The organism is Brevibacterium sp. HMSC22B09 (genome assembly GCF_001806795.1).
In the GTDB taxonomy this organism is placed as follows: domain Bacteria; phylum Actinomycetota; class Actinomycetes; order Actinomycetales; family Brevibacteriaceae; genus Brevibacterium; species Brevibacterium ravenspurgense.
This window is the reverse complement of the sequence record NZ_KV786025.1, coordinates 263,312-276,947: the sequence shown is the minus strand read 5'-3', so window position 1 is coordinate 276,947 and position 13,636 is coordinate 263,312. Positions and strand designations below refer to the sequence as shown.

Here is a 13,636-nt window from a genome sequence, read left to right as displayed (position 1 = left end):
ACATTTATCAGACACGCCCTAGCCGCGCTGCCCAGCGGGGCCGGAGCCGTAGAAGCGGCCGAGCGTTTCCTCTTCGTATTCGTCGAAGGTGCCATCGGCGATTGCTTCGCGCATTTTCTCTACCAGCCGCACCGTGTAGTGCTCGTTGTGGATGGTGCACAGGGTGGAGAACAGCATCTCCTTGGCCTTGAACAGGTGACGCAGGTAGGCGCGTGAATAGTTCTGGCAGGTGTAGCACTCACAGCCGGGCTCGATCGGATCCCAGTTGCGCTCTGAGGCAGCGTTGTTGACGTTGTAGCGGCCGTAGGCGGTGTACACGGCTCCGTTGCGGGCTACGCGCGACGGCTGCACGCAGTCGAACGTGTCAGCACCTGCCCGCACCGCGGTGAACATGTCGTTCGGTTCGGAGATCCCCAGCAGGTGCCGGGGACGGTCTTCGGGCAGTTCGTCATTGCACCAGCCGACGATCGTGCCGAGGCTTTCCTTTTCCAGCGCCCCGCCGATTCCGTAGCCGTCGAAGTCCATGGCGCCCAGGTCGCGGCAGGCTTTGCGCCGCAGGTCTTCGTACTGTGCTCCCTGGATGACGCCGAAAAGCGCCTGATAGGGCTTGCCGCCCGGCAGACCGGCAAAACCTGGCGCACTGCGCTCAGCAGTGAGCTTCTTGTGCTCTTCGATGCAGCGGATGGCCCACAGGCGTGTCCGCTCTAGGGACTCTTCCTGGTAGGCGCGGGAGTTCATGAGAGTCGTCAGTTCGTCAAAGGCAAACATGATGTCCGCCCCCAGCTGATGCTGGACCCGCATCGAGATTTCGGGAGTGAAGCGGTGCAGAGAACCGTCCAGGTGGGATTTGAAGTTCACCCCGTCATCGTCGACAAAGCTCAGCCGCTCTTTTCCCGCCGCCGTCGCATCGTCATCGAACCCGGCCTTGTCAGCGGCCGCCTCCATCGAAATGACCTTTTTGAACCCCGAACCCAGGCTCATCACCTGAAAACCGCCGGAATCGGTGAAGGTTGGCCCGTGCCAGTTCATGAACGCGGCCAGCCCACCGGCTTCGTCGACCAGGTCAGCACCTGGCTGCAGGTACAGGTGGTAGGCGTTGGCCAACAGGGCCTGCGCTCCGAGTTCGCGCATCTCTTCGGGGCGTACGGCCTTCACGGTGGCCTTTGTGCCCACCGGAATGAACGCGGGAGTCTGAATATCCCCGTGCGGTGTGCGGATTACTCCGGTACGGCCGTGCACGCTCCCCTGCCCCAGGGAGTAGGGGCTGCGGGTTCGTGATCCGGGGTCGAGGCGGGACTCGATTGTGAAGCCGAAGCTCACCTCCGCACGGTCCGGGCTGGCGGAGGTGCCGTCGCGCGCAGTGCTGTCCCCACCTGGGGCGCTGTCCGTGTGCATGGCTCAGGCTTCGCCGAGGAACTGAAGCATCTTGCCGGGGTTCATGATGTTCTTCGGGTCAATGGCCTTCTTGATGGCCATGTGCATTGCGCGGCTGCCCTCGTCGAGTTCGTGGCGCAGCCAGGGGGCTTTGAGTGAACCCACTCCGTGTTCGCCCGTGATAGTGCCGCCGCATTCCATGCCGGCCCGCATGATTTCGCCGAAGGCCTCTTCAGCCAGGCGCACCTGTTCGTCGTCGAGCGCGTTGAACGTGACGGTCGGGTGAAGGTTGCCGTCACCGGCGTGAGCACAGCAGGAAAAGGTGAGCTGCGGGTATTGTTCCGCGATCTCGTCCAAGCGAGCGAAGATATCGCGCAGCCGGGCTCGCGGCACGCAGATGTCGTCGACGAGTTCGCCACCGCCCAGTGCGTGGGTGAACTTCTGGGTTGCGGGAGAAACAGCGCGGCGCGCAGCAACCAGCAGCTCGGAGTCTGCCGGGTCGTCTGAAAAGAAGACGTCGTCAGCGCCGACGGCCTTTGCAACAGCCGTGAACCGTTCGAGTTCCGCGGCGGCCGATTCCGTCGAACCGTCACCGTCAGCCTGCACCAGCAGAATCGCCCCGGCACCATCCGGCAGACCGAAGTCGCCGTAGGCGTTGACGAACTCGATCACCTGCCGGTCCATGTACTCCATGAACGACGGCCGCCCGCCAGTGCCCATGTAGTCCGTGACGGCGCCTGCCGCGCTGACGGAATCCGGGAAGATCGCCACCGCGGTCAGCGGCGGCGGAAGTTTCGGCACCAACTCGAGCGTCACCTCGACAACCACCCCGAGGGTGCCTTCGGCGCCGATGATGAGCGAGTGCAGGTTGTATCCGGCCACACCCTTCTTGGTGGGTCGGCCAACGGTGGTGAGCGTGCCGTCGGGCAGCACCACTTTGAGGCTGCGCACGTAGTCGGCGGTCACGCCGTATTTCACGCAGCACATACCGCCGGCGTTGGTCGACACATTCCCACCGATCGACGAGATCGCCACCGACCCGGGGTCGGGCGGATAGGACATGTCAAAGCTGTCGAGGTGCCTCTTGAGGTCGCCGTTGATGATGCCGGGTTCGACGGTGCAGGTCTGTTCGACGGTGTTGACATCCAGCACACGGTTCATCCGCTCGAGGCTGAGCAGGATGCAGCCGTCAATCGCGTTGGCCGCTCCGGCCAGTCCGGTCCGTGCGCCCTGTGGAACGATCGGCACGCCGTGTTCGTGGGCGAAGCGGACGGTGGTCTGCACGTCCTCAACTGTCTGCGCGCGCACGAGCGCCAGGGGTTTGCCCGCGGTGCTGAACTGCGCGTGGTCGAAGCTGTAGGTCTGCAGAACATCGGGGTCGTCCGTAAACGCGCGCCCCAGTGCTTCTTTCAGGCCGGCAATATCGGCAATGCTCATGATCGACCGGTCACTTGCCCAGGAACTCGCGGGTGACGGCGATGAAGCGTTCCATGGCTTCGTCCGGGCCGATGCTCACACGAATGCCGGTGTGCAGGTTGCGCACTGCCAGGCCGTTGGCCATGCACACCTTTTCAAACTCTGCGGAGCGGTCGCCCAGCGGAAGCCACACGTAGTTGGCGTCGGACGTCGGCACGTCGATGCCAAGTGCGCGCAGCTCTTCTGTCAGTTTGTCGCGAGCTGCGGCAACTTCCTTTGCCCGCACATCGACTTCGGCAGATGCCCTCAGCGAGGCGAGCGCGGCTGCCTGGCCGATGCTCTGCACCGAGAACGGCGCGATCGACTTGCGCATTTCGAGGATGACGTCCGGGTGGGCAATTCCGTAGCCCACGCGCAGGCCGGCAAGGCCGTGGGCCTTGGAGAACGTGCGCATGATGATGAGGTTCGGGTAGTCAGCCAGTGCCGCAACGGCGTCAACCGCGTCTTCCGAGGTGATGAACTCCAGGTAGGCCTGATCGAGGACCACCAGCAGGTCCGCCGGCACACGATCCATGAAGGAGCGGAACTCGGCCTCGCGAATTGCGGGGCCCGTGGGGTTGTTCGGGCTGCACAGCACGACCAGCGTCGTGTCGTCGTCAATTGCGTCCAGCAGCGCATCGAAGTCGTGGCGACCGTCGGCGGTCAGCGGAATCTGGCGGTTCTCCGCTCCGCTCATGACACCCACCTGGCGGTACATCTCAAAGGACGGCCACGGGTAGACGATGTTCGCACCGGGGCCTGCCGTAATGGCAAAGGCAGCCGAAAGAATTTCTGAACCACCGGCACCGAACACGACGTTCTCAGGGGCCACGCCCAGGAAATCGGCCATCGCCTCAGTCAGTTCGAAAACACCCGGGTCGGGGTAGATATTGGGATTTTCAGATGCCTTCGCAATGGCTTCGCGCACCTGCGGAAGCGGTTCCATGTGGTGCTCATTGGCCGACAGCTTGTAGGCGGTCATGCCTTCGATCGGAGCAGCGGGTTTGCCGGGAACATATGCCGCGGCATCACGCACGGCAGGGCGCAGGCGGTACTGAAAAGTCATGGGCTCATCGTACCGCCGCCCCAGGCTCACCCGAGCGGCACCTCGGGCCGCAGTCCGACCCCAGACCACCCGAGCCGAACCGAAGAACCCGCGCGGCACCTCGGCCGTACACCCCTGTTCTCCCATCCAGAACATGAAAAAGCTCCGAGGCGAAAACCTCGGAGCTTTATCTGGCGGTAGCGGTGGGATTTGAACCCACGGTAGGGGGTTGCCCTACACAACATTTCGAGTGTTGCACCTTCGGCCGCTCGGACACGCTACCGCGGACAACTCTAAGGCCTCAGCGGCCGCGGCACAAACTGGGGAACTGTCATTCTGCTCACTCTTCGCTGCCCGGCAGCCGCAGATCGGCGAAAAAATCATCCAGCACAGCCCGGCACTCGTCAGCTCGCACACCGGGGTACACCTGCGGAATCGGATGGGCAGCACGGTCCCGCGGAAGGTCCCACACGGACCCCACGGCGCCGGTCTTGGGTTCGTGCGCGCCAAAGACGATTGTGCCCACGCGGGCGTTCATCGCTGCGCCGGCGCACATGGCGCACGGTTCAACTGTGACGACGAGGACCGCCCCGTCCAGCCGCCACGTGCCAAGGGCCTGCCCAGCCTGGCGCAACGCGAGAACCTCGGCGTGCGCCGTGGGGTCAGCATCGGCTTCGCGCCGGTTGCAGGCAGCTCCGACCACCTGCCCGTCGAGGATGACAACAGCGCCGATCGGCACATCGGATTCCGGGCAGCGGTGCGCCTGATCCAGCGCTTTGCCCATCCACTGCGCGTGCTGTTCGCGGACTGCAAGCGCCACGTCAGCTCACCGCTCCCCTGCGGACATCAACCGCGGCGAGACCAGCACCGCGGTGAGCCGCCCCCGGCGGCGGGCAGCCCGGCGAATGTTCAGCGCACAGATACAAGCCATGCGCCTATTGTCTCTGCCCGCACATCACACACAAAGCACCGCACGAACAAAGCAGGACGACAGCCGCCGCGAACGATAGGCTTAAACCATGAAGCTCCACGTGGCGGACCACCCGCTCATTGCCCACAAGCTCACTGTCCTGCGTGACGAGCGCACTGACTCAGCTCGCTTCCGCCAGCTGACCGACGAACTCGTCACACTGCTTGCCTACGAGGCCACGCGCAACGTCCGCGTGCAGCCCAAGCAGATCAACACCCCCGTGTGCGCAACCACCGGCACCCAGATCGCCCAGCCGCGACCGCTGGTTGTGCCGATTCTGCGCGCTGGCCTGGGCATGCTCGAAGGCATGACCCGCATGCTGCCGACGGCCGAAGTCGGCTTCCTCGGCATGGTCCGCGATGACGACACACTTGAGGTTGAGACCTACGCTCAGCGCTTGCCGAACGATCTCGAAGACCGCCAGGTGTTCGTCATCGACCCCATGCTGGCCACTGGCCACACCTTGGAAATGGCCATTGACTTCCTGTTGGAGCGCGGCGTTTCGCACATCTCCACCGTCTGCCTGGTGGCCGCTCCGGAAGGTGTCAACTACATCACCGAGCGCTTCGGCGACCGCGCCGACATCGACGTGTTCACAGCAGCACTCGATGAAGGCCTCAATGAAAACAACTACATCGTCCCCGGGCTCGGCGACGCCGGTGACCGGATGTACGGCACCGCCTGATCCCCCCGGTCCCCACGGAACCGGAACAGAACAGCACGAGGCGCCTGGCACCTCGTGCTGTTCTTCTTTTGTCATCTTGGCCCACCGGGAAGCCCGCCAAAGCGCTTTCAGCGTCACCGAACGACTCTTTATTACGTCATATGTCGTCATAATCGTCTCAAAAGTGGAAATCCGCTTGGTTTTCAGTCTGGCCGTGACAAATAATGACGTCATGTTCTTCCTGCAGCGAATGCCGATGCTCTGCGTTCGCGACCTCACGTGCTGACACGGTCGCGAACGAGTTCTTCAGCAGCATCCGCATGTTCCCATCGCAAGAGAAGAGAATCCCATGACGCAGTACGCATCTGCACCCCAGAACGTCCACCCCCGCAGCGCAGCAGCAACCCGCAGGCGAGGAGCCCGCTTGACCCCGGTAGACCCGCAGTCCGCCCCTCGCACCTACGGCCCCGCAGGAGTCCAGGCACAGCCCGGTTCGGCCCGCGGAATCATCCTCTACATCGGCCTGAGCGAAGAAGAAGCCGCAGCTTCCGGCACCAACCTCACCGAAATCGCCGAATCGCTGCGCGACTACACGCAGGAACTCGCCCCGTCGTCGGAAACCCAGGCGATCATCGCGCTGGCACCGTCCGGTCCGGAACGCGACCTCGACGCCGTGCGCGCTGTCGCCACCGGATCGCCGGCTGCCCGCGGTGCCGCCGCCCGTTCCCACGGTCCCGTCCGCTCGCGTATTCCCAGCCGCATCCAGCCGCCTCAGCCGGCAGAAGCTCAGAAGCCCGCGGCTGGCCTCAAGGTCGACCTGCCGCGCCGCGAAGTGCACATCGACGGCCGTCTGGAGACAGTGACGGTCAAGGAATTCGACTTGCTGGCCACACTCGTCAGCAGCGAAGGCCACACCCTTTCCCGCGCCGAACTCGTCGACAAGGTGTGGGGCGATGACGCTGACCGCCCTGACGAACGCACCGTCGATGTTCACGTGCGTCGCCTGCGCAAGCGTCTGGGCTCCTATTCCTCTGTTGTGCGCACCATCCGCGGACAGGGCTACCGCTTCGATTCGCACCCGGATGTCGAGGTGTGGAGCGCATCAGCCCTGCGCTGATCACGTGGGCGTGCGCGCCTCGCCCGGATGATGAGTTTCGGGCTGTGCTGAGCTGGTATATATGAGCCCACACTGAGGACTGGCCCAGAAAGCAGTCAGGTTCGGTTCGTAGACTGAAACTCTCATGTCTCGTACGAAGAACCCAGCCAAGGGCGTTGTCGTAGCCCTCCTCGGCGCGCTTTTGGCCGCGCTTCTGATCATCCACGAACTCATCCCGACGACCAACGGGCTTGCCCTCATCGTCGAATCAGCTCTGCCCTGGACGTGGGTGCTGCTCGTCCTGTTGCTGCTCTTGGCGCTCATCCGACTGTCGCCGCTGTCGATCATCGGCGTGCTCATTCCCGCCCTGGTGTGGGGTGTGATGTTTGGGCCCTACCTCAAGCCGGCATCTGATGACCGTGACGCCGACCTCATCGTGGCCACACACAATGTGGGTGCGCGCCTGCCGCAGCCGACTGCGACGGCACGGGCCATCATCGATCAGAAACCGGATGTTGTCGTCATTCAGGAGATCGAATCCCTGTCGGGCAAGATCATCAAAAAAGAACTCGACAAGTCGTTTGCACACACGCAGGTTGCCGACACGGTCGGCGTGTGGTCACGCTGGCCGCTGACGCAGAAGCAGAACATCGACCTGGGTCTGCAGTGGCCGCGGGCATTTGAAACCACTGTGAAGAGCGATCACGGCGATGTGAAGCTGTACGCGGTGCACGTGCCGTCCGTTCGCCCCGGTGTTGAGACTCTGCGCAATTCAGCGCTGCAGAAGCTTTCCTCGGCCGTGAAACAGGAAGACGCCGAACACCTGATTGTGGCCGGCGACTTCAACGCGGTGCAGACTGACCGCTACTTCAAAGACCTCGATGAACAACTGGTCGACAGCCGCAAGGCCGTCGGCGGCGGCTTCGGCTTCACGTGGCCGGCACAGTTCCCCGCGGTGCGGCTGGACCACATCATGGTCCGCGGACTCGATCCCGTCTACGACACCGTCATGGACCGCGGAACCTCAGACCACCGCGCGATCATTGCTGGGCTGAACCTGACGCAGTAGCTTCGGTGTTGCCGCGGGAGTTTCAGTTCTTCGCGGTGCACTTGCCGGTGGGCACCAGCCCCCGCGTACCCTCTGCTGCTTTCAGCGTCGGCATGATCTCCTTGAGCGTGAGCGCATAGCCAGTCGCATCGTCGTTCTGCGACTTCGCAAAGACCATGCCCGATACTCGGCCGTTTGCCGCGATCAGAGGGCCTCCCGAGTTTCCTGGTCGCACATCAGCGCGCAGCGAATACACCTTGCGGATGGCTTTCTTTTCGCCGTAGATGTCTTTGCCTTCGGCCACGACCCTTTCGCGGACCCTCGACGGTGAAATCGTGTATGGCCCGTGTTCCGGGAAGCCCACGACAACGGAGTCAGCTCCCACAGCCAAGTCCTCGCCGCGCTGCATAGCCGGGGCTTTCAAGCTGGGGACATAGAGGACGGCAACGTCGATCGTGGGGTTGAAGCCCACCACCTGTGCGGGCAGAGCCTGCCCCTTGCCGGTGACCTGCACGGAAATCTGCTGAGCTCCCGCAATAACGTGGGCGTTCGTAGCCACATAGCGGTCGGAGTACACCCAACCAGTGCCCTCCGATGCGGAGTTGCACGCGGGTGCCTGGGCGGTGATCTTCACAACCGACTGGGCCGCTTCTTTGCCGACGGCCACCATTTCCGGGTTCGGTGCGTCGACTTCGCGGATCTGCTCTTTCTGTCCGCTGAAAACATCCGGGAAGCCGTTGAAGCGCAGCGCTTCGCCCAAGGCACCGAGTGCCTGTGAGGACGGCACGGGTGCAGCCCCGTCGAGGGCGCGCACAATCACCGAATCGGCGGCCCACTGGTTAGGTTCGATGAGCGATGTTGTGCGCACCCACCCGGCACTGACCCACACCAGCAGGCAGAAGACCACAACACCACTGATGGCGCCGCCGATGGCGTCAACGAGCCTGCCAGCGGCCGAACGGATGCGATCGCGCAGCACCCGCCCCCACGAAGCTCCGATCGCTGCCCCGATAAGACCCAGCACAAAGGGAACGGCAAAAGCGCCGGTCGGTCCGATCACATCGAGAAGCTCGTTCGCCCCGGCCAGTTTCATGCCGGCGAGCACTCCCCTGCCGATAAGCAGTCCGAGCGCAAACCCGATGAGCGCCCCAACAGTGGGGCTGAGACCGCGGATCCACCCCATCGCCAGAGACGACAGGGCGATGATCCCCAGCACCAGGTCGATCATCAGTATGCGCCGGGATAGTGCGCCTGGTAGCTGTGCGCACTGTTGACGCTGTTCATCAGCTGTGTGCGCTGCGTGGCGAAGTCCGTGAGCAGCTTCTTTTCACGTTCGCGTTCAACCTCACCGCCAGCGTGGACGTTGATGCGCTGGCGGGCGTTGGCCAGATTGATAGTCGTGCGGACCATCTTCTTGAAGGTGTCGGCACCCCCGTGATAGCCGGCCGCCCACCGCTTGCCCTGACTGCGGCCTCGCCACGTGCCGAACGTGTCGACCTCGGCCGGTGTCAGCCAGCCCGCCTGCCTGTATTCATCGAGCATGGCGCGGTCCTTGCGCACTTCGAGCCACCGCAGGACGAACGCGAGGCTGTACCAGATGACGGCGTATACCAAGGCCAGTCCGACGATGATGAGCAGGCCGAGGATTCCCAATCCACCCACAGCTCCGGCCATGAAGTTCCAGAGGGCGTGCAGGAAGGTTCCCACGGACCATCCCAGCGGCCACGCCAGAATCGCAGCCCACCACTGCCAGCGGGCTGCGGCAAAGCCGATCACAACACCGGCCACAGCCGTGAACAGCGAGTGGCTCAGCGGCGACACGATGCCGCGCAGTACGAAGGTGATGGCCAGACCCACAAATTGTCCTTCGTCAAAGGACCCCGACAGGTACTGCAGATTTTCGGTGAACGCGAATCCCTCACCGACCAGCGAACCGTAGATGAAGCCGTCGAGAGGACCCGTGAAGTGTCGGCGTGCGGCCAGGGCGAACACCGCGAGGAAAATGCCCTTGGCGCCTTCTTCGATGGGCGGGGCTCCGAGCACTGGGTACAGGAGGTCAAAAAGACTCTGTGAGCTGTCGAAGCCGATGACCAGGGTCGAACCCAAGAATCCCAAGGTCTGCACCACAATGGTGAAGACGATCGCCATGACTGCACCCCACAGCAGCGGCAGAACCAGCCACACGGGGTTGCGCTTCTTCCACCGGTTGAACCACAGGACTACCAGGAAGATGAACGCCATGGGCACCAGCGACAGCAGGACGATGAGAATGCCCAAGCCATTGAACGTCAGCGACTGAAACAGGATGATGAGCAGGAGCCCGAAGCCCAACAGCCCGATGGCAATGGACGCGAGGATGATTCGGACGAGCTCTCCGGTCGAGCCGTCTGGGCGCGACACGGTTGGGTAGGCAATTCTCGAGGCGCCGGTGAGCTGCCCGGATGGGGCCTGTTGGATTGGCCCGGCTGATGGCGCGTACCAGGCTGGGCGCGAAGGACCGCCGTGCGGGTATTGCTGACTGTAGCTGCTGTGTGGGTGCTGCGTCATAGTCGCCGTTCGTGTGAGCTTCCGTTGCGTATCGCATACATGATTCCACACCCCGGTGACACGATGGCTTATCTCAGCTGTGAAGCCCCCGCAGACTGATGCTGGAAAACGCTGAAGCCCCCGCAGTGGCTGCGGGGGCTTCAGCGTGCAGGGCTTCAGTCAGTGCGGACTTGAGCTCTGTCGATGTCAGTCGACGTTGATCTGCAGGGTCCGGTTGGTGTACTCGGTGAGTTCGTCGAGCAGCGTTTCGTCTTCGTGCAGCGTGCGGCCGAAGGACGGGACCATCTTTTCGAGCTTGGGCTTCCAGCCTTCGAACTGACGCGGGAAGCAGCGTTCGAACAGCTTGAGCATGATCGATGGGGCGGTCGATGCACCGGGCGAAGCACCCAGCAGAGCTGCAGCGGAACCGTCAGCCGACGCAACGGTTTCGGTGCCGAAGCCCAGCATGCCCTTGCCGTTGGCGTCCTTCTTCATGACCTGGACGCGCTGACCGGCGTGGATGAGCTCCCACTGGCTGGGGTCGACTTCTGGAGTGAATTCGCCCAGAGCCTCGAAGCGGTCCTTCTTCGTGGAAGCCAGCTGGCTCATGAGGTAGGTCACGAGGTCGAAGTTGTCCTTGGCCACGTTGAGCATGACCGGGAGGTTGCCAGGGCGAACCGAGAGCGGAAGGTCGAGGAACGAACCGGTCTTGAGGAACTTCGGCGAGAATCCGGCGTAGGGACCGAACATCAGGTATTCCTTGCCGGAAATGACGCGGGTGTCCAGGTGCGGGACCGACATCGGCGGAGCACCGGTTGCGGCCTGGCCGTACACCTTGGCGTGGTGGCGTGCCACCAGTTCGGGGTTCGAGCTGCGCAGGAACAGACCCGAAATGGGAAATCCGCCGTAGCCGTTGGCTTCCGGAATGCCGGTCTTCTGCAGCAGCGGGAGTGCGTGGCCGCCGGCGCCGATGAACACGAACTTGGCATCGACGTCGAAGGATTCGGCGGCCGCGGTGTTCTTCACCGACACGCGCCAGCCGTTTCCGCTGCGGTTGAGGTCCGTGACTTCGTGGCCGGTGCGGACCTCAACGCCGTTGTCGGCGAGGTTGGCCAGCATCTGGCGGGTGAGCGAACCGAAGTCGACGTCGGTTCCGCTGGTCACGCGCGACAGGCCGTTGACCTGTCCCGGGCCGCGGTTTTCGAACATGAGGGGCAGCCACTCAGCCTGCGTGGCGGGGTCGTCGGTGAACTCCATGTCCTTGAACAGGGGGTTCTTAACCATGGCTTCGCGGCGAGCGCGAATGTAGTCGCGGCCGGATTCTCCGCGGCCGTAGGACACGTGCGGAACCTGGTTGATGAAGGTGCCGGGTTCGCCGACGATGCCTTCGTCAACGAGGTAGCTCCAGAACTGGCGGGAGACCTGGAACTGTTCGTTGATGTTGACGGCCTTGGCGATGTCGATGTTGCCGTTCTTGTCGGCCGGCGAGTAGTTGAGCTCGCACAGGGCCGCGTGGCCGGTGCCCGCGTTGTTCCATGCGTCAGAGCTTTCGCGTGCGACATAGTCGGTGCGCTCGTAGACGCGGATTGTCCAGTCGGGCTGAAGTTCGTGCAGCAGGGTGCCGAGCGTTGCGCTCATGATGCCCCCGCCGATCAGGACGACGTCAGCGTTTTCTTTGATACTCAAAGTCAGCATCCCCGTTCGGCTGTGTAGTAGATACTCCACTCAAACTCTACTCCTGTGCACACGGCGGTGCCTCCCAGGGTCACCGCAGGCCGAGCCCTTGAAAACACCCCGCCGACTTGTGTGCTTGAGCCTGTGGATGAAATCGACGATGTCCACAGCCTGTCTCAGGCGTAGAGAAGCCGACGGCGGCGCGTGTCTGATGTGGCTATGAAAAATCTATTGACAGCGCTGAAGACAAGCGCACTCATCATTCTGACCGCCATCATGGCGTTCGCGGTTTCAGGACCAGCGGCCGCCGACGACGACTTCTACGGCCCCGGCCTGTGGCACAAAGAAGGGGTGCACAAGACCTTCTACGGCGCCTATCTCACGATCGACGGCAAACCGTCCTACTGTCTCGATGCGGGGCTTCCCTCACCCAGGCCACAGCACTTCAAGGGGGCTGAGCCAACATCGGTGCGCACACCGCAGACAGCCTGGCTGCTGGCGGAATACGCGGACTCGAAGGACAGCAGCCGGCAGGCGGCTCTGTCGGCGTTCGTCAAACTCGACAAGGCACTGCCCCACCGACACACCATGAAGGTGCGCACGCCGAAAGAGCTCGGCAAGAAGTTCGCAAAAGCCGCGGACATGTTCACCCAGATGCGCAAGGACGCCAAAGACTTCGCAGGCCCGTACACTCTGACCCTTGCGCCTAAGCACCGCGACGGGAAGGTGTTCGCCACTCCGACACTGACCTCGGCTGCGGGGAAGGAGCTGGACTGGCCGGTGGATGTTGTCATGACCGGCGGCAGCGAAGATCTCCGCAAGCAGGTGCCGGCCGGCACGGAAGTATCTGTCTCAGCACCACCCGGCGCGCTGGTGTCTGTCGAAGCCACAGCCGCGGGGCTGCCGAGCACAGATGTTCTGGTGTACAAGCCCACTGACGGCAAGCGAGTTCAGAACGTCACCACGGGTGTTCCCGCGAAAGTCACCGCTAAGGCAACCGCGAACACGCAGCTGCCCTTTGCACCGACTGCCGAAACAACTGCCGAGGTTTCCTCTGACGGGAGCATCACAGACACCGTCAACATCACCGGCGCCCCGCCGAACTCAACACTGTCCGTGATCGCGCGGGCCTACCATTCGGACTCCGAGCCCGTGCAGAGTGCGGAACCACAGGGAACACTGGTCGACGAACAAGAACTCACGGCGCGCATCGACGGCGACGGGAAGGCCCAGCTGACGACCGAAGCCGTGGAGGGCAAACCCGGCTGGACCACGTGGACCGTCGAAATCCTTGAAAGCGAAAGGTCAGACGGCTGGGTGTCCGACTGGGGCATCCCGGAAGAAACCGTCTACTGGGAAGAACCGCCGGAACCGACTCCCCCGCCGAAAGAGCCCACGCCGTCTGAAGAGCCGACACCGTCTGACACACCCACACCGGAAGAAGCCTCAACGCCGAAAGAGACTCCCTCGGCCCCACCGGAACAGCCGGAACCGAAGCCCGAGTCCACGCCGGAAGCCGGAGGCGAAGAAACCCCCACACCACAGGAGCCGAAGCAAGCCGAAACGCTGCCCCGCACGGGTGCGGACTGGCGGGTTGGCGCCGGAATGGGACTGGTCCTGCTGGGAATCGGCGCGGCAGCGGTGGGCTTCACCCGGAAGCGAAGCTGATTGCACAGCGCGTTAAAGCAGAACGCACACTGAATCTGCACTGACAGCACGAGGGGGTGGACAGCACCAGCTGTCCGCCCCCTCCCGGGGCCTAAGGCCAATACCGAAGATCCGGT

11 protein-coding genes and 1 tRNA gene are annotated in these 13,636 nt (G+C 63.3%); 4 read left to right on the top strand and 8 right to left on the bottom strand.

Translation table 11 applies throughout. From position 1 onward, the window contains the following. Positions 1-18: 18 nt before the first annotated feature. From tgt to HMPREF3087_RS09050, 5 genes are all read right to left on the bottom strand, one after another. Positions 19-1,395, bottom strand: a complete 1,377-nt coding sequence (gene tgt / locus HMPREF3087_RS09070; RefSeq protein ID WP_082791098.1) for a tRNA guanosine(34) transglycosylase Tgt — start codon at positions 1,393-1,395, stop codon at positions 19-21. A gap of 3 nt (positions 1,396-1,398) precedes the next feature. Beyond that, positions 1,399-2,811, bottom strand: a complete 1,413-nt coding sequence (locus HMPREF3087_RS09065) for an FAD-binding oxidoreductase (RefSeq protein ID WP_070428871.1) — start codon at positions 2,809-2,811, stop codon at positions 1,399-1,401. A 10-nt stretch (positions 2,812-2,821) separates the two neighbouring features. Continuing rightward, on the bottom strand, positions 2,822-3,895 hold the full coding sequence (hisC, locus tag HMPREF3087_RS09060; RefSeq protein WP_070428870.1) for a histidinol-phosphate transaminase: 1,074 nt from the start codon (positions 3,893-3,895) through the stop codon (positions 2,822-2,824). A 171-nt stretch (positions 3,896-4,066) separates the two neighbouring features. Next, positions 4,067-4,157, bottom strand: a tRNA-Ser gene (locus HMPREF3087_RS09055). A gap of 57 nt (positions 4,158-4,214) precedes the next feature. Continuing rightward, on the bottom strand, positions 4,215-4,694 hold the full coding sequence (locus tag HMPREF3087_RS09050; RefSeq protein ID WP_082791099.1) for a nucleoside deaminase: 480 nt from the start codon (positions 4,692-4,694) through the stop codon (positions 4,215-4,217). Positions 4,695-4,893: 199 nt separating this feature from the next. Between HMPREF3087_RS09050 and upp the strand changes: the two genes are divergently transcribed. The 3 genes from upp (at position 4,894) to HMPREF3087_RS09035 (ending at position 7,673) form a co-directional block, all read left to right on the top strand. Then, positions 4,894-5,529 (top strand): uracil phosphoribosyltransferase, encoded by a 636-nt coding sequence (upp, locus tag HMPREF3087_RS09045; protein ID WP_062022379.1) that lies wholly within the window; start codon positions 4,894-4,896, stop codon positions 5,527-5,529. Between the two features lie 328 nt (positions 5,530-5,857). Then, the gene (locus tag HMPREF3087_RS09040) at positions 5,858-6,625 is read left to right on the top strand and encodes a winged helix-turn-helix domain-containing protein (protein WP_070424023.1); all 768 of its coding nucleotides are present in this window, start codon (positions 5,858-5,860) and stop codon (positions 6,623-6,625) included. 124 nt (positions 6,626-6,749) lie between these two features. Continuing rightward, the gene (locus HMPREF3087_RS09035) at positions 6,750-7,673 is read left to right on the top strand and encodes an endonuclease/exonuclease/phosphatase family protein (protein WP_062022384.1); all 924 of its coding nucleotides are present in this window, start codon (positions 6,750-6,752) and stop codon (positions 7,671-7,673) included. A 22-nt stretch (positions 7,674-7,695) separates the two neighbouring features. Here HMPREF3087_RS09035 and HMPREF3087_RS09030 read toward each other — a convergent pair whose 3' ends face one another. From HMPREF3087_RS09030 to HMPREF3087_RS09020, 3 genes are all read right to left on the bottom strand, one after another. Continuing rightward, a complete protein-coding gene (locus tag HMPREF3087_RS09030) occupies positions 7,696-8,880 on the bottom strand; it encodes a MarP family serine protease (RefSeq protein ID WP_070428869.1) in 1,185 nt (394 codons plus the stop codon). Further along, on the bottom strand, positions 8,880-10,199 hold the full coding sequence (locus HMPREF3087_RS09025; protein WP_083272127.1) for a PrsW family intramembrane metalloprotease: 1,320 nt from the start codon (positions 10,197-10,199) through the stop codon (positions 8,880-8,882). Before HMPREF3087_RS09025 ends, HMPREF3087_RS09030 begins: the two co-directional genes overlap by 1 nt. Positions 10,200-10,385: 186 nt before the next feature. Next, the gene (locus tag HMPREF3087_RS09020) at positions 10,386-11,873 is read right to left on the bottom strand and encodes a malate:quinone oxidoreductase (RefSeq protein ID WP_070428867.1); all 1,488 of its coding nucleotides are present in this window, start codon (positions 11,871-11,873) and stop codon (positions 10,386-10,388) included. A 198-nt stretch (positions 11,874-12,071) separates the two neighbouring features. On the opposite strand from HMPREF3087_RS09020, the gene HMPREF3087_RS09015 reads away from it, so the two are divergent. Further along, entirely contained in the window at positions 12,072-13,520 is a 1,449-nt protein-coding gene (locus HMPREF3087_RS09015; RefSeq protein WP_141738919.1) for a hypothetical protein, read from the top strand. The last annotated feature ends 116 nt before the right edge of the window (positions 13,521-13,636 follow it).